16 protein-coding genes and 2 pseudogenes are annotated in these 22,676 nt (G+C 39.4%); 14 read left to right on the top strand and 4 right to left on the bottom strand.

Going from position 1 to position 22,676, the window contains the following annotated elements:
- Positions 1-644: 644 nt before the first annotated feature.
- Together recQ and brnQ are read right to left on the bottom strand one after the other, a co-directional pair.
- A complete protein-coding gene (gene recQ, locus OLD84_RS17555; RefSeq protein WP_209462959.1) occupies positions 645-2,798 on the bottom strand; it encodes a DNA helicase RecQ in 2,154 nt (717 codons plus the stop codon).
- Between the two features lie 566 nt (positions 2,799-3,364).
- Positions 3,365-4,666, bottom strand: coding sequence for a branched-chain amino acid transport system II carrier protein (gene brnQ, locus OLD84_RS17550; protein ID WP_209462960.1), 1,302 nt, complete (start codon positions 4,664-4,666; stop codon positions 3,365-3,367).
- Positions 4,667-5,065: 399 nt separating this feature from the next.
- Between brnQ and OLD84_RS17545 the strand changes: the two genes are divergently transcribed.
- Positions 5,066-6,913, top strand: coding sequence for a cation:proton antiporter (locus tag OLD84_RS17545; RefSeq protein ID WP_209462961.1), 1,848 nt, complete (start codon positions 5,066-5,068; stop codon positions 6,911-6,913).
- Positions 6,914-6,939: 26 nt separating this feature from the next.
- Here OLD84_RS17545 and OLD84_RS17540 read toward each other — a convergent pair whose 3' ends face one another.
- Both OLD84_RS17540 and OLD84_RS17535 read right to left on the bottom strand, forming a co-directional pair.
- The gene (locus tag OLD84_RS17540; protein ID WP_209462962.1) at positions 6,940-7,131 is read right to left on the bottom strand and encodes an SE1832 family protein; all 192 of its coding nucleotides are present in this window, start codon (positions 7,129-7,131) and stop codon (positions 6,940-6,942) included.
- A gap of 21 nt (positions 7,132-7,152) precedes the next feature.
- Positions 7,153-8,256 carry an AI-2E family transporter gene (locus tag OLD84_RS17535; RefSeq protein ID WP_319961528.1) on the bottom strand — a complete coding sequence of 368 codons (1,104 nt, stop codon included), beginning with the start codon at positions 8,254-8,256 and terminating at the stop codon, positions 7,153-7,155.
- 171 nt (positions 8,257-8,427) lie between these two features.
- Between OLD84_RS17535 and OLD84_RS17530 the strand changes: the two genes are divergently transcribed.
- From OLD84_RS17530 to OLD84_RS17470, 13 genes and pseudogenes are all read left to right on the top strand, one after another.
- A complete protein-coding gene (locus OLD84_RS17530) occupies positions 8,428-10,176 on the top strand; it encodes a phospho-sugar mutase (RefSeq protein WP_209462964.1) in 1,749 nt (582 codons plus the stop codon).
- Between the two features lie 304 nt (positions 10,177-10,480).
- A complete protein-coding gene (locus OLD84_RS17525; RefSeq protein WP_209462965.1) occupies positions 10,481-11,254 on the top strand; it encodes a TerC family protein in 774 nt (257 codons plus the stop codon).
- 794 nt (positions 11,255-12,048) lie between these two features.
- A complete protein-coding gene (locus tag OLD84_RS17520; RefSeq protein ID WP_209462966.1) occupies positions 12,049-12,321 on the top strand; it encodes a 4a-hydroxytetrahydrobiopterin dehydratase in 273 nt (90 codons plus the stop codon).
- A gap of 314 nt (positions 12,322-12,635) precedes the next feature.
- Positions 12,636-13,164, top strand: a pseudogene (locus OLD84_RS19540) (DUF488 domain-containing protein).
- Between the two features lie 525 nt (positions 13,165-13,689).
- Positions 13,690-14,367: a response regulator transcription factor gene (locus OLD84_RS17510; RefSeq protein WP_209462967.1), complete on the top strand. Its 678-nt coding sequence runs from the start codon at positions 13,690-13,692 to the stop codon at positions 14,365-14,367.
- 5 nt (positions 14,368-14,372) lie between these two features.
- Positions 14,373-15,365: a sensor histidine kinase gene (locus OLD84_RS17505; RefSeq protein WP_209462968.1), complete on the top strand. Its 993-nt coding sequence runs from the start codon at positions 14,373-14,375 to the stop codon at positions 15,363-15,365.
- A gap of 100 nt (positions 15,366-15,465) precedes the next feature.
- A complete protein-coding gene (locus tag OLD84_RS17500) occupies positions 15,466-16,224 on the top strand; it encodes an ABC transporter ATP-binding protein (protein WP_209462969.1) in 759 nt (252 codons plus the stop codon).
- Entirely contained in the window at positions 16,214-18,136 is a 1,923-nt protein-coding gene (locus tag OLD84_RS17495) for an FtsX-like permease family protein (RefSeq protein ID WP_209462970.1), read from the top strand. The genes OLD84_RS17500 and OLD84_RS17495 overlap by 11 nt, the downstream gene beginning before the upstream one ends.
- Positions 18,137-18,499: 363 nt before the next feature.
- Positions 18,500-19,444, top strand: coding sequence for a response regulator transcription factor (locus tag OLD84_RS17490; protein ID WP_209462971.1), 945 nt, complete (start codon positions 18,500-18,502; stop codon positions 19,442-19,444).
- A 167-nt stretch (positions 19,445-19,611) separates the two neighbouring features.
- Complete coding sequence (locus tag OLD84_RS17485; RefSeq protein ID WP_209462972.1) at positions 19,612-20,460, top strand: ABC transporter ATP-binding protein; 849 nt, start codon at positions 19,612-19,614, stop codon at positions 20,458-20,460.
- Positions 20,460-21,158, top strand: coding sequence for an ABC transporter permease (locus OLD84_RS17480; protein ID WP_209462973.1), 699 nt, complete (start codon positions 20,460-20,462; stop codon positions 21,156-21,158). The genes OLD84_RS17485 and OLD84_RS17480 overlap by 1 nt, the downstream gene beginning before the upstream one ends.
- Positions 21,159-21,288: 130 nt before the next feature.
- Positions 21,289-22,062: an acyl-[acyl-carrier-protein] thioesterase gene (locus OLD84_RS17475; protein WP_209462974.1), complete on the top strand. Its 774-nt coding sequence runs from the start codon at positions 21,289-21,291 to the stop codon at positions 22,060-22,062.
- A gap of 96 nt (positions 22,063-22,158) precedes the next feature.
- Positions 22,159-22,594 (top strand): annotated as a pseudogene (locus OLD84_RS17470) (OsmC family protein).
- Positions 22,595-22,676 lie beyond the last annotated feature (82 nt).

The following is a 22,676-nucleotide window of genomic DNA, read 5'->3' as shown; positions in this document are numbered from 1 at the left end:
TAGACTGAACCCCATCAAGAGGGGTCAGGCGGCATCAGGAAAATAATCCCTCAGATACCTGCTAAAGTAGTGTGAGGGGTTATTTTTTATGGTTTTTATCAGCCATTATGAACGCTATTAACATCCCAAAGGATATCATTAACGTCAAAACGCTTTCAAAATCCATAGGCGTCACCTCCCCCCTTGGAAGTCTCCAACTTAAGACTACCGACAGGACGACAGTGCCACCTTAACCCCTCATGTGAAGCCAATCTATTGATACAAATATTATAACATAAAATATAACTACATCTATGTTATTTGTGATGATTAGAACTATTTACGAACCCGTAATCTGAGCGAAAGCGTAAAAGCACTGCTTTTTACATGGAATATAATTCGACAAAAACTGGGGTGTGACAATTACTGGTCACTGTTCGCCTCTGATCTAAATTCATTCTTAAATATACTTTCTGACGTACAAAAAAACGAATAACGTTCGTAGTATGCTCAAACAGTTCTTTCAGAACGTATGAAATGGAAACAGTAGAAGGTTTTATTAAAAACTTTCTTACTGCATAAGTGCAACTAAGGCTGTCACCTAAAGGCTTGGTGACAACCAAGTTTACTAAACTGAAAGCATCGAGTACACGCAGATCTTCACGCTACATCAACTCATTCTTAACCAAAACAGCCTTAATCATCGTATAATTATACTCCTCAGGCAATGCCTCTTTCAATGGCCTCAACCGTGGCTCATCGATTTCTTCACGTGCTGCCATGACAGCAGCTTCCTCTTCCTCATTAAAAAAGATTCCCCATGCGATTGGGTATCCTTCCTTGAATGCTTTAAAAAGATGATTTTCAATTGTTTGCTGGGAAAACTCCCGAATGACTGTAATATCTTTAAGGGTTTTACCAGATTGAAACATCTGATAGCTCACCATATGGCTAGGTCTGTCGTCATCCGTTTTCCGCTGCTTCGGTTTAGGTGCTGGCGCTGGTGTATCAGCGATTCGAATCTTCTTCTTCACGTCGGGATTGTTCTCTCGCCATTTCTGGATTACAGCTAGGAATGCCTCCCCGTATTGGTCATATTTCTTCTCTCCAATACCCTTGATTTCCAGCATATCTTCCTTTGTTACTGGAAAATAACGGCTTAATTCCTTTAATGTTACATCGGAAAATAACACATATGGTGGAACATTTTTCTCGTCAGCCATTTGCTTTCGTAATGCCCGTAATTCGTTGAATAAAGTCTCTTGATAGTCAGCTTCTTCACTAACAGGAATGGGGGCAGTAAACATCCAGACAGAATGCTTTCCTTTTAGTACCTCTATCGAATTTTGATTCAATTTTAAAGTCGGAAACTTTCCTTCTTCCGTTGCGAGTAATTGTTCCGCAATTAGAAAATGGATCCATTCTGTCAAGCCCTTTTCCGTATAAGCAGACAATATGCCATAAGTAGAAATCTGGTCTAAGCGAAAATCCTTTATCTTTTTGTCCTTGGACCCTTTTAACACTTTGGCGGTCATTCCAACACCAAAGCGTTCGCCCATCCGCTTGACGCAAGACAGGATCATCTGTGCTTCTTCGGTAATATCCGTTCGTTCCTGACGTTCCACACAATTACTGCAGCGTCCACATGTTTCGTGTGTGACCGTGTCGTTAAAGTAATCCAGAATTTGTGTTGTTAAACAGCCATGGGTATGACAGTAATTAATCATGGCCTGTAATTTACGGTATTCCTGTTGTTTAGAAGCATCATCCATTAGTGACTGTTCGATTAAAAATTTCTGTAATTGAATGTCCTGTGGGGAGAATAAAAGAATACAATCACTCGGTTCTCCGTCACGACCAGCTCTTCCAGCCTCCTGATAATAGGATTCAATATTCATTGGCATGGCGTAATGGATAACATATCGTACATTCGATTTATCGATTCCCATCCCGAAAGCATTGGTCGCGATCATGATAGATTTTTCATCATGAATGAAGGCAGCTTGTGCTTGTTTACGTTCATCCTCGGATAAACCGGCATGGTATTTCGCAACTGTAACACCACGTTTCGTAAGCTGTTCGTATAGAGAATCAGCTTGCTTTCTTGTTGAGGTATAAATAATTCCCGACTCGTCTTTATGTTCCTCTAAAAAAGAACGCACATACGTTGATTTATCCTTTCCTTTTACAATGTGAAAAGATAAATTTTTTCGCTCGAATCCCGTATTGACGACATGATTTGTTTCAATATGCAACAAATTTTTGATGTCTGAAATAACTTCTTCTGTTGCCGTGGCAGTCAATGCGACAAAAACTGGGATATTCGATAATTTTTTCAAATTAGGGACGATGGAACGGTAGCTTGGTCTAAAATCGTGTCCCCATTGTGAAATACAATGTGCTTCATCAAAAGCTACAAGTGCAAGCGGAATATTTTTAATCGTATTTACAAATGCCATCGATTCAAAACGCTCGGGTGCAACATAAACAAATTTATAGCGATTTGCAGCAATGTCCTTTAGTCGTGTTTGCTGTTCACTTGTTGATAGGGAGCTATTAATATATGTAGCAGGAATTCCGTATGAATAAAGAGCATCCACCTGGTCTTTCATAAGTGAAATTAACGGGGAGATAATGATTGCTGTCCCATCCAAAGATAAGCCAGGAATTTGGTAGCATAAGGATTTGCCGCCGCCCGTTGGCATAACAGCAAGTGTGTTATTTAATTGTGATATGTGGTCGATTGTTTCTTTTTGCCCGGGGCGAAACGATTCGTAGCCAAAATAGGTTTGCAGAATTTTTTCTTCTTTTACAGTCATCTGTTGCACCTCCTTTTCATAGATTAATAGTAACACATTTTTTTGCTTGGCAGATAGGAAAAGTTACCTGTTTATAAGTACGGGCTCTGGTATTCACCGAAAGGCTTGGTAAATGCTAAGTTTTCTAATAGTCAACATAGACAAACATCGTATTTTATATTGATTGTGGTTTAAAACTAGCTATATTATTGACTAAAAATTTATAATAGTATAAAATAAATTGTAATTTAATGTGAGGTTGACTAAATACGGTACGTCCTGGGCTTGCGCGTATGGACTCCCAGTAGCAGGACGGGCCTTGGTTGAGGAATTGAATGAATAGGGTCCGTATTTCGAGGTTCGGTCAATGATCCAGTAGAAAAGAGTAATGCTTTGATAATTCGATCGGTGTTTTCTGAACTGCCGGGCGTATTCAGGTTGACTCGATAGCCCCCTTCGAACATTCAGGTGATACTTCCTCGGATTTAGTTGAATTTCACGGACATTTGTAGGTGTTTCCAAATATTTAATCAATATGTCCGTGAATTAGACAGCTATCAAGCGTGAACGATCCCGATTTCTACCTTTTAAGAATCCGTGTTCAAATCGCCTTTATTTCTCGAAACCATCAACCCAATCAATCCTCCAATTACAGCAGGTACAAGCCATCCTAAACCAAGTTCAAAAAACGGCAATTTTTCCATAAAACTTGCTATTGTCGGCATCTCTAAACCAAATGCCACCAATCCATCATATAAACTAACGATGGCTGTAAGCAGTATGGCTCCACGATAAACACCAGTTTCCCCGCCAAATAATTTGTGCATAAATGTAAGCAGAATGAGTACAATAGCTATTGGGTAAATAAAGGTAAGTACTGGAACAGAGAAGCTTATAATCGTATCCAGCCCTTGATTGGAAATGAGAAAACTTACAAGCGTCACGATCGAAATAATCCATTTATACGAAAAACGGGTGATTTTGGTGAAAAATTGGCCAGCTGCTACGACAAGCCCCACAGATGTAGTAAAACATGCCAATGTAACAATGATGCCAAGGAGTAACGCTCCAAAATTTCCGAATATTACGTTTGCCGCAGCGGATAAAATTTCTCCACCATTGGTAAATGAATCCTGCGCCGTCATTTGCGTTCCGAGCCAGCCAAGAAATGTATAAACAGCTGTTAAACCCACACCCGCTACAATTCCTGCTTTTAAGGTTGCTTTTACCAGATTGTGTCTTGATGTAATCCCGCGATCTTTAAAAGCATTTACGACAACGATACCGAAAGCCAGCGCTGCGATGGCATCCATTGTTAAATACCCTTCAACAAAACCTGTGAAAAATGGAGATGATTCATACGTTGGTGATGGTGTGGATAATGGTGTGTTCAATACCAAAATCCCTCCGATGCTTAGAGCTACGATTGCCAGTAATAATAGCGGTGTCAGGTATTGACCAATATGATCAACCATTTGGGACGGATTTAAGCTAACGATGAATACAAAAATAAAGAATATCGCTGTAAAGATAAACAATGCAACAGTAGAACCCCCGCCCAAAAATGGTTCTATACTCATTTCATATCCTACCGTTGCTGCACGTGGTATACCGAAAAAAGGTGCGATAGCAAGATAAACGATAGAAGTGAAGATGAGTCCAAATAATGGATGAACCCTATCGGCTAATTCTCTAGCGTCATTCTTCACAAAGGAAGTTGCTGCTACTGCCAGTATTGGAAGTCCAACCCCTGTTATGATAAATCCACTAATAGCCATCCAATAGGAAGTTCCTGAATCAATCCCGAGCGTAGGCGGATAAATTAAGTTACCAGCTCCAAAAAATAATGCAAATAGCATAAATCCGATGATGAATACGTCCTTTTTCATGTTGACTAGTCCCCCGAATATCATTTTTTGGCACATGGGAAAGTACAAAATATTCCCATGTGCATAAGTGCAGGCTTTGACATTTGCCAAAAAGCATAGCAAATGCCGAGTTTTTGTTATTACGAACGTGTGGTACACGTACATATCCTTCGATATATCTTAAATGCAAGTTGATCAAATTATCAGATAACAGAAAGCGTATCCATTGACACACTTTACTTTCTCAAAAGAAACAAAATTTAGCATAACAATACCAATAGAAGTTGTCAACGCGTCTTTTGCGCATTTACCTTATAATTCAACAAAATAAGACAATAATCTTTTTCAAAAAAACAGTTTACATTATGACCGTTCACCTATAGAATGTCTCTATATTTACTCAGTAAGGGGGGGTCTCAAATGGTATCATCACTTTTGTTTGAAATAACACTTATTGGCCTATTAGGGATTGGTTCGCAATGGTTAGCTTGGCGTTATCGTATACCAGCAATTGTAGCGATGTCGATTACGGGGTTATTGATTGGTCCAATTTTTGGTCTTATTAATCCCGAAGAAAATTTTGGTCCTTTATATAGTCCGCTTATATCCGCGGCTGTGGCGCTTATCCTTTTTGAAGGAAGTCTCAATTTAAGTTTTAAAGAACTAAGAGGGCTGGGGAAACCGGTTTTTAGAATCTCTACAGTTGGTGCATTTATTGCTTGGATTCTTGGCTCACTAACTGCTCATTATATAGCTGGTTTGTCATGGCCAGTTGCATTTGTTATCGGTGGGTTATTTATCGTAACAGGCCCAACTGTTATCATGCCTTTACTACGTCAGTCAAAGTTAAAACCGAGACCCGCAAAGGTATTAAAATGGGAGGGTATTATTGTTGACCCAATCGGTGCACTATTAGCAGTCTTTGCCTTTGAAATTATTGTCTATATTACTGCTAATGATCCAGATGGGGCTGCCCTACTATTATTCTTTGCTGCATCTATATTTGCCGGTATCTTTGGTTGGGCTTGTGGTAAAGGACTTGGCTGGATGTTTGAAACGGGTCATATTCCAGAATTCTTGAAATCTCCAGCAGTAGTGGTTGTTGTCATTTTCTGTTTCACTGGTGCAGATTTAATTATGCATGAAACTGGTCTTCTGTCGGTGACAGCAATGGGTATTACGCTAGCGAATATGGGTGTTAGCTCGATATCTGATATGCGTCACTTTAAGGAGAACATCTCTGTTCTATTAATATCAGCTATATTTATTATGCTAACAGCGTCACTAGAAGTGGAAACATTACTCCAAGTATTAAGTCCGAATATTATTGGATATGTATTATTGATGATGTTTATTGTACGGCCATTGTCCATTTTCTTATCGACAATCGGTACCAGTTTATCGATCAATGAAAAAGTATTAATCGGGTGGATTGCTCCAAGAGGAATTGTAGCATTAACCGTTTCTGGTTACTTTGCAACAGTACTATTAGATGCAGGCTACGCAGATGCCTCTATTTTGACATCACTTACGTTCGCGCTTGTGTTTTTTACGGTTGTGGCACATGGTTTTTCTATTGGATGGCTTGCTAGGAAACTTGGTTTATCGATGGAAGGAAATCCAGGTACATTAATTGTAGGCAGTAATCCATTCACAGTAGAACTTGCGAAGTCATTAGCTAAATCTAAAATTCCGGTTATTATTACTGATTCATCGTGGAATAAATTACGCCTAGCTCGCAAAGCAGGTGTTCCGTTTTATCATGGCAGCATGCTTTCAGAACAGACAGAATATAACTTAGATACCATGCCATATGAATATTTGATTACGATGACAGACGACCACGCCCATAATTCGTTGGTATGTACAACATTTATACCTGAGTATGGTCGCACAAATGTATTTAAAATAAGTCCGTATACACAATTGGAAAATGGATATTCCAGTGGAGTTGTATCGAAAGTAGGAGGAAGAGTATTATTTGATAAGAAGCTTCCAATGGATATTCTAAATGAAAAGCTTGAGGCTGGGTTTGTATTTCGTCAAACAAAGCTTACAGCACAATACAATTATAAAACCTATTTAGCGGATAAGGCAGATACGACGGTGTTGTTGTATTTGGTTAAACCATCCGGGCAGCTTAAATTCTATTCAGAAGAAATGCGAACGGTGCCTGCAGTAGGTGATACGATTGTAAGCTTAACACCTCCAGATAAAGAACAAGAGAAAATGAAAGAGAAACTAGAAACCCAACGAAATAATGGTTAGGAAAAAGCATGAAGCCGTCTATGGCTTCATGCTTTTTCTTCATTCATTTCGTCAAGTTGTCGATTGGTATCAGAAATTTCTTTTTCCAGTCGAATTAATTGTCCCTCCGCAGATGAAACCCTTCCTTTTACATATTCTAATTTATCCATATCACCTTGGATACGGGCGTAATCGGATTTCAATTCATCCAATGTTGCTTGTAATTCTAATTTAGTCACACATATCCCCCCAAATTATAGTTAAATAAGAGCATCCTTTTTATTTTTCTTGGATTCCGTATAGGTCTCATAAAAATGAACAATAATTGTTTTTAGCGTAGCATAGAATGGTACAGCAAACAAGATACCTACAATCCCTGCAAGGCTTCCTGCAGCCAAGATTACGACTATGATGGTTAAGGGGTGTAGATCTAACACTTGCCCCATTACATTAGGTGAAATCAACGTACTTTCAATTTGCTGGGCAATTATCATGATTAACGAAACCCAAATGAGATTTGTAGGATCTTGAATTGCTCCAACAATTAATGCTGGTGCTACAGCAATAAATGGTCCTAAATAGGGGATAACATTCATTAACATGGCAAACAGGGAAAGCGCCAATGCATATTCTAATCCGATAATAAGGTAGCCAATTAATAATAATATACCCACACAAAAGCTAACAATCAGTTGTCCTTGAATAAATGAACCTAATACATGATCTACCTTACTTAATAGACTTCGAATATTCTTTGCTTTTTTTTCATCAAAAATTTTAGTTATAAAAGGAGCTAATTTCTCCCCATCCTTTAACATAAAGAAAAGAAAGAAAGGAATAAGCACGAATCCAGCAACAATTGTGAATACCTGCCCAATAAAGCTTCCAATAAAGCCGAAAAGATTATTTATAATACTTTCAAGGTGACCTGGGATATCGTCTATAAAGTCATTAATTGAGGTAATGACTTGATCCGGAATTTCTGAATAATTCGTCTGCCAATACGTAATAAAATCCTCCACCATTTTAAACATGGATGGAGCTGCATTAATTAAATTGTAAATCTGTCGTTGCGCAATCGGCCATATATAAAAGATAAATAAGGTGATGAGCACGATTATAAGTAGAAACACAAGAATAATAGAGACGACACGATTGATTTTATACTTTTCTAATAGTTGGGTGATTGGTTTTGTTAAATAAAAAAGAAGCCCAGCTCCAATCATTGGAAAAGCGATAGCCCCCAGAATTTGTAGCACAGGAATAAAGATAAAATCTGTAAGCGAAATCAACCAGATTAATAGAAATAGTAAAATAAAGAAAACCATTATTTGGAACCATCGTTTTTGAGACAAGCATATCACAACTTTCTTTCATTAATTATGTATAATCTATTCTAACCTTTATTTACCAGAATAGGAAGTACGCTTATCCTATTTTTACCTTAAAATTACTTCGTTAAACCCTCCCATAGAATATTATGCGAAAGTATGCTAAAATTTCACCATCTATATAATTTGGAGGATACATTTATTATGAGTAGTTGGAAGAATGTCTATCAAAAGTGGGATTCGTTTCAAAAGCTTGATCCGTCCCTTAAAAGCGAATTAGAAAAAATAAAGGATCATAAAGTGGAGCTAGAGGATGCCTTCTATAAAGAGTTGACCTTTGGAACTGGCGGCATGCGTGGTGTGTTAGGAGCTGGTACCAACCGGATGAACATTTATACAGTGAGAAAGGCAGTGAATGGTCTGGCAAACTACTTACTTGCGAATCGAGTAAATGTAAAGGACCGAGGTGTCGTTATCGCATATGATTCAAGGTATATGTCCCAGGAGTTTGCAATAGAAGCTGCAACAGTCCTAGGTGCTTATGGTATAAAAGCAAGTGTATTTGATGCCATTCGCCCAACGCCACTTTTATCTTATGCAGTACGACATCTTGGTACGGTGGCGGGTATCATGATTACGGCAAGTCATAACCCACCAGAATACAACGGCTTTAAGGTATATAACGAAGATGGCGGTCAAATTACACCCGATGAGGCCACCGAAATTATTGAGGCTATCGAAGAAACCGAAAATGAATTAACTGTCCCAGTTATGGAACAAGAAGAAATGGAAGAAAGAGAATTGTTACATTGGATAAATGACGAGATTGATAATGCCTATTTGGTGGAATTACAGCGAATTTCAAGAATGGAACCTGAAGAACAGAAGCAGGACAAAGGGTTACCAATTGTTTTTACGCCTTTGCACGGAACGGCAAATAACCTCGTGATGAAAGGGCTGGAACAATTAAATTTCTCACACGTAGATGTTGTTGAAGAACAAGTGAAACCAGATCCGGAGTTTTCAACAGTGGAATCGCCAAATCCGGAAGAGCATCAAGCTTTTACATATGCGATTAAGCAAGGACAGAAAAGTAATGCATCGATTTTACTTGCAACAGATCCAGACGGGGATCGTTTAGGTGTAGCGGTGAAAAATAGTTCAGGCGACTATCAAGTTTTAACGGGGAACCAATTGGGAGCATTGTTACTCGATTATAACTTAGCTCATAGCGATCCAATCGTATTAAAAACAGCTCGTATGCTTAAAACAGTCGTAACAACGGAACTGGGACGGGCAATTGCCGATTCGTATAACGTGGAAACAATAGATACCTTAACAGGCTTTAAGTATATTGGGGAGAAAATCCGCCAATTTGACGCAACCGGGGAAACATTTGTTTTTGGTTTTGAAGAAAGTTACGGGTATTTAATTAGTAGCTTTGCTCGTGACAAAGATGCTGTACAAGCAGCTGTTATGGCTTGTGAAATGGCATATTACTGGGAAAAACAAGGGAAGACCTTACTGGATGCATTAAGTGATTTGTATGTTAAACACGGCTATTATTTAGAAGGGATGTCTTCCTTAACACTGAAAGGGAAAGAAGGATCTGACCAAATAGCTACTATTATGGATGAAATTCGTCATAATCCTTTAACAGAAATAGCAGGGGTTAAGGTTGAGCAAATAGAAGATTATGAGGTAGGTGAACGCACCTTACTGAATGAAGGGGCTAAAAAAGAAGCAATCCAGCTGCCAAATGAAAACATGATGAAATTTGTTTTAGAACAGGATAGTTGGGTTTGCTTACGTCCATCAGGAACAGAACCGAAGATCAAATGCTATTATGGTGTGCGCGGTGAAACGTCCGCGGATAGCGAGCAAAAACTAGCTTCCTTAAAAGAGGACATGGATCAGATCATTCATGAGATACGATCTTTTAGTGAAAAATAGATTTGACATTTTACGCAAAAAGGAGTTTACTTAAGGTAATAGAATAATATTCCTAAAGGGGAGTAGCTGTACAATTAACGTCGTCATTACGAGATTATTTCTCCGGCTTAATTGGCAACTGTTGTTGTTTGCGAGACCTTTACCACTAACTGGTAAGGGTCTTTTTTTGCAGTTAAGAAAGTATAAAAACTTTCTTACTGCATAAGTGCAACTAGGGTTGTCACCTAAAGGCTTGGTGACAACCAAGTTTTCTAAGATGGTTCTTATCGGTTGGTAGGACCATTTTTTTATAAGGAGAATAAACATGGAAGTAGAGTTATTGATAGAGTACTTATGGGTCTTGGTCATTTTAGTCGGTATTGAAGGGCTGTTGGCAGCAGATAATGCATTGGTTTTAGCAATCATGGTTAAACATCTTCCAGAAAAACAACGAAAGCGCGCTTTATTTTATGGATTGGCGGGAGCATTCGTTCTGCGACTCGGTTCCTTATTTATCATCTCGTTTCTTGTTGATGTATGGCAAGTTCAAGCTTTGGGAGCAGCGTATCTATTGTTTATTTCGTTTAAAAATTTATATGATAAATTTAAGCCTAAGCCTAAAGTAGATTCAGAGGAGGATCAGCGAAAAGAAAAGGCTGGTAGTGGTTTTTGGATGACGGTTGTTAAAGTGGAATTTGCCGACTTGGCATTCGCAGTGGACTCTATTCTTGCTGCAGTAGCTTTAGCTGTAGCTCTTCCACCGACAGGCCTTGGAACGATAGGAAGTTTGGATACAGGACAGTTTGCTGTTGTATTTGCAGGCGGAATGATTGGACTAATTATTATGCGGTTTGCAGCTAATCTATTTGTTGAACTGCTTTATAAACGTCCAGGACTTGAGATTGCGGCCTTTGCAATTGTAGGGTGGGTCGGTGTGAAGCTGACCGTAATCGTGCTTGCGCATCCAGATGTTCTGTGGATCCCGCATGACTTCCCTGAATCAACCTGGTGGAAAGTTTTCTTCTATGGCGTATTGATTGGAATAGCTGTTGTGGGGTGGTTTGCTTCAGGTCTGAAAGCAGGTAAAGATAAATCATGAACATAATGGGATCTGTCCAGGTCTGTCCCTCACTACATTAGCGTAGCGGAGGGGGTAGCCTGTTGGTCTTGCGCATGTGTAATAAAAATTTTCAAATAGTAGTTTTAAGGTGTTATAAGTTTACAATAATTAAAAAATTCTCCTATTAAAAGTGTGACCATACTACTTGTTCTCAAAACTTCTACAAAGGAGCTTTTATTTTCAAAATAAAAGTCTAGGTCATAAACAGTTAATCAGTCAATGCTTTCCGTTTTACCTACACAAATGTTTTCATGTCCACTCTTAAACTATGAGTATGACAAGCTTTCTGTAGATGCATTAATGAAAGTTTTTGTGGCTGCGCATAAGTGGGAATCCTATGAGGATATGGAAGGAAGGTTGATCCCAATGATAGGTTACCAAGACTGTATAACTTTTATTATTGTTGATAATTACTCCTTTTACTTTTGAAAATAATATTATCACAAAAATATTCGAGTGCAAAATAGTTAAAATAATAAATTATTATACCGAAACTTTTATATCATTTATAAATTGTATGTATTTAACATTAGTATTATTAACGAAGATGCTAATGTTATTTTGTCCTTTTCGTTTCTTTAACCCGATTTTAATCCATCATTTAGAATGATCATAAATGGTCATAATTGTAGCCGTTACAGGAAAAGACAATGCCTCGTTTACTATTAAAAAATAACCCGATCCTTGGAATCTAACGAGTAATTTCGGTTTCATAAAATGCGGTTTAAGCTATGGAGGTTTGGGGGAAGTCTGAACTATAAGGAGGTATAAGCATGGTATTGAATGAAAAGCAAATTCAAACAAACCTCAATCAAGTGCTCGGCTGGGAGTACAGGAACGATTATCTGACTAAAACGTATAAACTTGCCGATTTTAAAGCATCGCTGACGTTTGTAAACAACGTGGGTGAGTTGGCGGAGGAAGCTGACCACCACCCTGATATTGTCATCCAGTACAATAAGGTAACCTTGTCAGTTCGTACGCACGATGAAGACGGCATCACCAACAAAGATTTCAGTCTTGCCGAGAAGATTGAAAAGCTGTAGATATCTAACCCCTTTAAGCAATCATCGCATGAAAAAAGCGTTGGTTGCTTACTTTTTTTCGCATAGGAAATTATAGAATTTAAATGCTGTGGATAATTTATATACTGGAAAAGCCACGTCCAGCTCCAGCGCCCAGCAACTATCAAACTTCACACTCCTCCACTACGATAAAGAAGACTTGCCGATTGGCTCTGCCAGAGGCTTAGTCGCACTTATACCCTTGTGGTGAAAGTCAACATCGACTCACTAGGCTTAAGGAAGGCCGACTAAAACCGGGCTTTGCGCCCAACGTCGGCATACCCCTATGATGGGGCATGTTTCCTTTATCTCATTGTGGCAGTGGAAGTTCAACTAAAACCGCCACTTTGCGTGGCAACGTTGAACCACCCGCGATGTGCGGGCGCAGTTTGTACGTTGCTAAATGGGCGCTTACGCTTTTGTTCCTGTATTGGGTACTGTATAAGAGGGAGGAATTTCAAATGCCAGTAGAAATAAAAAGAATTTATGAAAAAGAAGCTAGGGACAATGATGGTGTACGCGTATTGGTTGATCGTGTGTGGCCTAGAAAGCGTGTCAAAAGAGGATGCAAAATTGGATCATTGGATGAAAGAAGCCGGACCATCCAATGACCTGCGAAAATGGTTTGGTCATGATCCGGATAAATATGAGGAGTTTAAAAAAAGATACAAGGAAGAGCTAGAAAACGGCGAACAGCAGGAAGAATTGGCGAAACTTAAAGAAATTACAAAAGAACATGATAAAAATGTTACCTTGTTATTTGCTGCAAAGGATGAGGAGCATAATCAGGCAAGAGTGTTGAAAGAGATATTGGATAGGCAATAAATGGGTAATCACTTATACTACCTGAAAACAACTAAGACAGTATGAAAACTGCTATAAAACCAATTCAAGACAGTCCTTATAATTAGATGTAGTTGGTTAAAGACTACCATGTCCTAATTATAAGGATGTTTTAGTATTAAAAGTAATGCTTATGCAATCCTAAGCAGTTAGGAAATGATTCTGGAAGTCTTTATAAAAGGATTGAATTGTTAACATAAAAAATAATTTAGTTTCGTTCTGTTTAAGATCTAGCTTATTAAATAATCTTTGAGAAATGAGCACGATGGTTAGAAATTAACAGTAGAAAATGATCAAATTATTTTATAAAATTTTATATGATTTCACGAATGGAGAATCCGTTTTGATCAATCTTTATTTTAAAGCTACAGATGGACAGCATGTTTGCTGCAAACGGCAGACCCAAATGGATTTTATGAATTAAATTTTGTGAAAGCATACAAAATATCTAGTTTCCTTTATAATGGGAACAGGATATTTTTATACATAAAGACTGGACGGTGGAATATGTCAAAAATTTTTATAATCGAAGATGATATGCCACTTTTTAATGAGCTTAAGGCAAGGCTGGAAGAATGGGATTACAGTGTGCACGGGGTCACTGACTTTGGAAATATATTAAATGATTTTATCAATATTGAACCGGATTTGGTCATTATCGATATTACGTTGCCCAAATACGATGGTTTTTACTGGTGTCGACGTATCCGGGATATTTCAAGCCTCCCGATCATCTTTCTGTCATCCAGGAACCATCCGACAGATATGGTGATGAGTATGCAGATGGGCAGTGACGATTATATTCAGAAACCCTTTAATTTTGATGTGCTCGTTGCGAAAGTGCAGGCATTGCTGAGACGTGTCTATCAGTATCAGAATCAGGATATTGACGTTGTCAGATTCAGGGATGCAGTGTTTGACTTTAAAAAGCTGACCGTCATGAGAAATGACGACGAAATTCATCTGACCAAAAATGAATCATTCATATTATCTGTCCTGATCCATAATATTAATCAGGCAGTAACGAGGGAAGCGCTCATTGAACAACTGTGGGATGATTCCAGATTCATTAGCGACAACACATTGACTGTGAATGTGACCAGGATCAGGAAAAAGCTTGAAGGTATAGACCTGAAAGATGCAATCATTACCAAAACAGGCCTCGGTTATATGCTTAAGGAGTGAGGTTCATGTATATCAGACAAACGTTGCCATGGATGATCCTTTTTATCGTGTTTAATCTTTCAATCCTGTTACTTGGGATTTTGGATACCGAAATCCCGATCCTCTCCGTGATATATATCTTTATCATCAATACGGTTATTTTGTCTTTATTCCTTATGTGGGATTTTTTCAGGGGCAGAAACTACAGACGAGAGTTAATGAATATTGAAAGAATTGATGAAACGGACAGTCTGCCGGCTCCTGCGACTCCTTATCAGAAAAGGCTGGATGCTCAACTATCAGTTATGAAGAAATATCACAATGACATGCTGGAAAGTGAATCCAAAAAGACAGAAGAAAATCTGGATGAACTGACAAGATGGATACACGATATGAAAATGCCGATGACCACGATGAAATTGAAGATAGATGATCTGGATAAAAAGGAAAGGTCAGGGATGGAAGAGGAATGGCTTAGGCTGGATGCCGCGCTGAATGAAATGCTTTATGAGAAAAGACTCACGAACATCAGCAACGATCTATATATTGAAAGTGTTGAGATTGAAAATGTCATTTCAAATACTATCAGAAAATTGAGGGCAATCTGTATTGAAAAAGGGGTAGGGTTCGATATGGATCTGCATGTCACCCATATAGAGACAGATTTGAAGTGGTTCTCCTTTATGGTGGATCAGATCATTGGCAACAGCGTCAAATACTCTGGGGACAGCGACATTACAATATCCAGCTATTTGAGGGAAGGATGGCTGGAGCTTGAAATATCAGACGCCGGAAGAGGGATCAGAGCTGAAGATGTTCCAAGGATATTTGAAGCAGGTTTTACTTCCACCAGTGACCATGGAGACAGGGAAGCAACGGGTATGGGGATGTATCTTACGAAAGAAGTGGCGGATGCAATGGACATCGTGATAGGTGTTAAATCCCGATATGGGGAGGGGACCACAATAATTCTTACATTCCCTAAAAAGAATGAATTTCAGGAGATGAAGACCATGTGACAAAAATGTCACATGGTCTTGTGCATATGTCACAAGAATCAAACGAAACAGAAGAAGCAAAGGCGTAAGATAAGGATATAACAACAACGGAGGTATCGTTATGATTCTTGAAGCAAAAGATATTAAAAAATCATATGGCAACAGACTGAACAGAACTGAAGTATTAAAAGGAATTGATCTCAATATTGAACAGGGAGAATTCGTTTCGATTATGGGCGCATCCGGTTCAGGGAAAACGACATTGCTGAATGTGCTGAGCTCCATCGACAGAGTGACAAGCGGTCATATTTTTATGGAAGGACAGGATATTACAAATCTAAAAGATAAAAAGCTTGCCGATTTCAGGAAGAATGATCTCGGTTTTATGTTCCAAGAATATAATCTGCTCGACACGTTGACTGTAAAAGAAAATATATTACTGCCGCTTTCAATCAGAAATATGAAGAAGGCGGATGTTGAAAAACAATTTGAACTCGTTGCAGGCGAGCTTGGAATCTACGAATTAAAGGGTAAATATCCGAGTGAAATTTCCGGCGGGCAGCAGCAACGTACAAGTGCCGCACGAGCATTCATCCATCAGCCGAAAATCATATTTGCCGATGAGCCGACAGGGGCGCTGGATTCCAAATCCGCCAGCAACCTGCTCAGGAAACTGCAGCAGTTGAACAGCAAAAGTAACTCAACAATTATGATGGTGACCCATGACGCCACTGCTGCGAGTTATTCGGGCAGGGTCATTTTCCTGAAGGACGGTCTTGTCTATTCAATGCTCAGAAAAGGTGAGCGTTCGCAGGAAGACTATTACAAGGAAATCATGAATACCCAGAGTGTGCTTGGTGGTGTCGGCGTTGAGTCTTAATTCCATAATTCTGAAAAACTTCTTCAAGAACCTGAAGAACTATACGTTGTATATATTTGCCCTTGTATTCGGTGTTGTACTCTATTTCTCATTAGTACTTATGTCTCAGGATGAGAGTGCTGCAAAAGAATTGACATCCAGTGACTTGAGGACCACCGGATTTATCGTCGGGTCAGTGCTGTTGGTTGTCATCATTGTTACGTTCGTCATGTTCGCCAACTCAATTTTCCTGAAAAGAAGAAACAGGGAGCTTGCACTGTTTCAGCTGATCGGGCTGACGCGCGGGAAAATATTCAGGATACTTATATTGGAAAATGCGGTCATTTACTTTGGCAGCCTGATCATCGGTATTGCTTTTGGGTTTCTAGTGTCTCGTATCCTGCTCATGATCTTACTCAGGATGATGCAGATAGAACTTTCTGTAGGGATGAGCTTTTCAATGGAAGCGGTCATCCAGACAGCCATACTATTCGTATTCATATTTGCGCTGTTGATGGCACAGAACTTCATCTTTTTGAAACGAACACGTCTCATTAAAATGCTTACGCTTGACCAGTCCAGTGAATCAAACTACAGAGGGTTGGGAGCAGGTACTATAATACTTGGCATTCTGGGTCTGGCGATGATCATTTCAGGTTACTGGCTGTCAGCCAACATGATTGATTTCGGGGCTTTATTCTTCCTGTTGATGTTTGGGGTCCTTTTCCTGACCATCGCCGGTACTTATATTACATTTAAGTTTTCTGTCGCATTCGTTCTGAATATGATCAGAAAATCCAAAAATGGTCACGTTAATGTGAATGATGTACTGTCGCTCACCAGCATCATGTTCAAGATGAAGTCCAATGCATTCCTACTAACTCTAATCAGTGTGATCAGTGCACTCAGTATGGGGATGATGTCACTTTCCTATATCTCCTATTACTCAGTGGGACATTCTGTCGATACTTCTGTTCCAAATGATTACATTTTTTATGAAGAAGGGGATATGCAGTTCTACAGTGATCTGCTGGATGACAATGGCATTGAACATGAAACAGTGAATATCCCGACGATTACCTATGATGCGAAAGGTGAGGCCATCACGGTAGATATGGAAACGCCGGAAGGGATGAGTTCTGAATTATATCTGAGTATTGTAAGTGAAGAAAATGTCGATGGATTTGAAGTCGGTGAAAATGAACTGGTCATTACAGGGATTCCGAACTTTATGGATTCATACATTGGCTTCGACCTTAACCATCCTGTGACGCTGGTTGATGATGATTATGAACATACACTTGAGCTGGTGGATGCAGGTGAGGATGCTATACTGCCATCTCATGTCAGTTTCGGTTCCCCTCAGGCAGTGGTTTCCAGTGAGGTGTACAGCACACTCGAAGACAACCATAACTATGACGAAGAAACAGCGCAGCCCCAGGAAAGTTTTGCGATTGATATTACCGGGGAAGACAGTCAGGCAATTTTCGAAATGATGGATGAAGAAAACAATCCAGCATTCGAATCGAAAATCAATCAGTATACCAATCAGATACAGGGCACAGGGATGCTGATGTTTGTCATCGGGTTTGTCGGATTTGCATTCCTGCTGACATCCGGATGTATCCTCTACTTCAAGCAGATTGGGGAAAGTGAAGACGAGAGGGGCAGCTATAATGTCCTGAGGAAACTTGGTTTCTCTGAAAAAGAAATTGTAAAGGGTCTAACAATCAAGATGGTTGTCACATTTGGTGTACCATTGCTTATCGGCCTGCTGCACACATATTTCGCGGTTAATGCAGGATGGTTTTTATTTGGCAGTGAAATGTGGACACCGATGCTGACTGTAATGGGTGCATATATTATTTTATATTCAGTATTCGCACTTATATCACTGATGTACTATAAGAAAGTGGTTAAAGAAAGTATGTAAAGTAAGATTGCTCCGTTTCATTTGAATGATGAGCGGAGCAATTTTTTACCTTTTGACTTCGCTGAATAGCGGGGGTTCTTTTTCTATATTATCCTCCCCTGATTTCTTGTTGATTATGGAAAGACTGTCGTCCGTTTCGAGTATGACTGCCCGGACATCGGATAAGTCGCCGTTTTATTCAAGAAAAACATTGGCATCAATAAACCTAATACAGATGTATAATAAGCCCCTATCCCTCACCACATTAACGAGTTAGTGTAGTGGGGACAGGCTCCTCTTAATCCTGATTAAAAATCCCTTCCCAACCACTTCATGATATACTACATTTGTGATTAAATGATTTCTTGAACAGGAGCTTTGCTAATGGCACATTTTATAATAGACAATGAAATGATAGACAGTGAACATCTCCCATCATTTTCCCTTACCATTGAAGATTTCCATGCAACATCCATTTACAGTGATACGGACATGCAGGCTGAACTGGTCAAGGTCCTCCGAAATAACGGTAAGATTCCCGTTTTTGACCTGCAGGATGGTTTATATGAACGCCTGACAGTGGAAGAGAATATCATCTTTTATCAAAAATGGTTTGGCTGCAAAATACCTATTCCCGAAATTCTCGTATTGTTTGAACTGCAGACCTGTGCAAAAACCCCGGTCTATAAATGCTCTGAATCTGAAGCTCGCCGGGTCCATTTTGCCAGGTATTATATGAGCGGCGGCTATCCAATGGTATTCCTTGAGCCTATTCATGGCATTGATATCAGAACAACCAATACGTTTATCCGTATGATTGAAAAGATCAAAGATAGTTCCATCCCGGTGCTTGTTTTGGTATCCAATATGGAACATGCACTCTTGCTTGGAGAGGTGGCATACAAACTGCAGGAAAAAGGCATCCAACAAATTGAAGTCGACGAGGGGGAAGAACAAGCGACCACGGATAGTTCCGCCCCACCGATGACCACAAATTTATTCAAGATTCCAGTAAAAGTGGATGATAAAATGATTTTATTTGACCCTCCGGAAATTGACTATATCGAGAGTCAAGACGGAAAGGCTATGATCGTCATCAATGATCAATCCTATGCGATGGACTCCACACTCGGAGAAATGGAAAAGAAATTGGGAGTTTATGGATTTTACCGCTGCCACAGATCCTATATTGTGAATTTGCAAAAGGTGCGTGAAATCATTACATGGTCAAAAAATACATATTCACTTCGAATTGACAACAAATTACAATCGACAATTCCACTGTCACGGACCAAAATTCAGGATATCCAGGAGAAATTCAGCCTGTAATAAGTACAGTTTAACTTAAGCAGTGCAACCGTATGGCATTTACAGGTGTTCTTAAACTTCAATCCAGTACATTTGAACCTCCTTATGGTACATTCCCCCCTGATATGACTGCAACCAGCAGTATTTTTCATTAGGATGAATGTAGAACACATAAGGAGGTTTTCAGGTTGGAAAATGCAATTGAAGTAACAGGAATGCGAAAAATTTTTGGCCAAAATCCGGCCATAAAAGGTGTCAGTTTCAACGTGAATAGAGGTGAAATATTCGGGCTGCTTGGACCAAGTGGATCAGGCAAAACAACAACCATTAAAATCCTAACTGGGGAACTCGGTCAAACAGCCGGTTTAGTGACAGTTCTCGGTGTTGATTCAAAGCAATTTGGAACGTCTGATTTCAAATCCAAAATTGGGATATTATCGGATAATAGTTCGTTGTATGAGCGTCTGACCGTCTATGATAACTTGAAATTATTTTGTAAATTATATGATGCGCCACTTAATCAAATCGATGTGATACTGCGTGAGGTTAATTTGCGAGACGTGAGTTCCCAAACGGTTTCGAAGCTGTCAAAAGGGATGAAGCAGCGCGTACTGCTAGCAAAAGCATTGATGCATAAACCTGATCTCGTCTTTCTGGACGAACCAACATCTGCATTGGATCCAGGGAATATGGCAGATATCCATCGCGGGCTACAAAAACTCAATGAAGCCGGGACCACGATTTTCTTGTCCACGCATAATATGGAAGAGGCAACTGCGTTATGTGACCGCGTCGCATTTTTGCACAGTGGTGAACTACAGGAACTGGACAGTCCAAATGCACTTCGCTACAAATATTCCACCCATGCTTTTCATGTGGAAACATTCGCCGGCGAAAAATTGGTTATTGAAAATGAAGCCGAAAATGCTGATCAAATCAAAGAATTAATTGCAAACGGGAAAGTGAAAGCAATGCACACGGACAATCCAACCCTTGGCCAAATCTTTTTAAAAGTGACCGGAAAGGAGCTTGTATAATGCACATTCGACGCATATCTGCCATATTCGAAAAAGATATAAAAGACTTTATGAAAAATATGATGCTTTTGATGATGCCAGTGATTCCAATCGTATTGGCACTCCTGTATACTCGGATTGGTGGAGGAAATGAAGAGATCCCTATTTTCCTTATCTATGTTATTGTAGGGACAACATATTCGGCGGTAACGTCAAGCACCATAATGACAATGATGGCTGAAGAAAATGAAAAGAAGACATTGCGTGGACTCATTCAGTCACCTGCATCCATGATGGATATTATTATCGGAAAAAGTTTAGTGACCGGACTTATAACTTTCATATCCCTGATTGTGTCACTAGTGATTATAGATATTGAGCCATTCCTGAACTTCAGAGTCATTCTTGGATTACTATTGCTGTTTTTGTTCTTTCTATTGCTTGGAATCGGTATTGGTCTCTTCACAAAGTCAATTGCTGCAACTTCAGTCTACCTCATGCCGGTCATGTTCCTGTTCGGTTTTACACCGATGATTGGGATGCTCGGGTTGGATGAAGAGAGTATTGCCATTCAAATTTTTGATACCTTCCCAATTATGCAGGGAATTGAAATACATGATACCACCTCCTGGCTGCCGCTAGGGATAATTGCTATTTGGGTGGTTGCTGCAGCAGTGTTTATGTACGTTTGTTTTAGAAAGACGATGACGGATGATTAGATGATTAAAAACACTGAAATCTTGCGTAAGAATGTGAGCACTATGGGGTCTGTTCCTCACCACATTAAAGCATTAGCGTAGTGAGCGACAGATCTCGCATGATAGAATGGAAATAGGAGGAGCTATAACCATGCAAAATGATATACTTTACAAGAAAAACTATCATATTGACTTACGCGATGTTGATTTTAAAAAGAAATTAAAACTAAGTACATTATTCAGTTATTTTCAGGAAGTAGCCAGTCTTTCTTCAGCGAATCTTGGTGCAGGTATTGATGACTTAGCAAAAAATTATGGTGTTGCTTGGATTCTCATGCGGATACGGGTGGAAATCGGCCGGATGCCGGCGTGGGATGAAGAAATTTCAATTGAAACATGGCCACAGGAACCTGGAAAACTGGAGTTCGAGCGTGATTTTATTGTTCATGATCAGGAAGGTGCTCCTATTATTCGAGCAGTATCTGTCTGGGTGATTATGGACCTAGAGGAAAGAAAATTAAAAAGGGCTTCCCATATTTCACTCGAATATCCATCAATTATGGAAGAGCGTGCCATTGATTATAAACTAAAAAAACTAAAGAGTCTGGAATCAATGCAAACGGCGTACCACAAAGTAATTGGCTACAGTGATATTGATTTTAATGGTCATTTGAACAACTCAAAATATGTGGACTACATGCTGGATTGTTTCCCGTTGGAAGATCATCAAACCCATGAAACAAAAGCCATTGAAGTGAACTTTAATCATGAGGCATTACCAGGAGAAACGATTATATTAAAAAATGGAATTTCAGACACGAACGCAGGATTAGTTCATATTGAGGGCATAAACGAAAATAATCAGAAGGTCGTTTTTAAGGCGCAAGTGGAAATTAGGGAGATTAACGGGAGGAAAAAGGACTGATTTTTCCCCGTTAATCATTTTCATTCATACCGAGATAATCCATTTCCTTTTTATCCAACACTCGATTACGCTAGAATAAACAAGAGGTGATATCCTATGGCAGAAGAGTATTTTCATTTAAAAGTAGCATGGCCGGGCGGAAGAACAAGTGAGGGCTATATCGATGCAGGCAATTTACAGACAAAAATGTCCATTCCAACTGAAATGGACGGACCTGGGATTGGCACCAGATGAAATGCTGTTAGGAGCTGCAGCTACTTGCTATTTTATTACATTGGCAGCTATGATCGAACGGGCTGATTTATCATTGAAAGAGATGGCGCTTGAGTCTGAGGGCATTGTGGACGTGACGAATGGTGTATTTACGTATAAAAAAATCATTCATAAGCCGACAGTGAACCTCAAAGAAGGCGCACAAGAAGCAGATTATAAAAAACTTGGAAAACTCGTTGAAAAAGCGGAGAAAAACTGTATGATTTCCCGGGCGATCCAAGGAAACGTGGAAATTGGACTTCAAGCGAATATTGGATAAAGAATTAAGGGCTCTACACAAGATGGAGCCTATTTTTATGAAAAAAATTGATAGAATCCGCCCGCCATGAAGCATCAAGTAT

This window comes from Virgibacillus natechei, from assembly GCF_026013645.1.
Lineage (GTDB): Bacteria > Bacillota > Bacilli > Bacillales > Amphibacillaceae > Virgibacillus_L > Virgibacillus_L natechei.
Note: the sequence above shows the minus strand (reverse complement) of the source record. Positions and strands in the feature narration are given on the sequence as shown.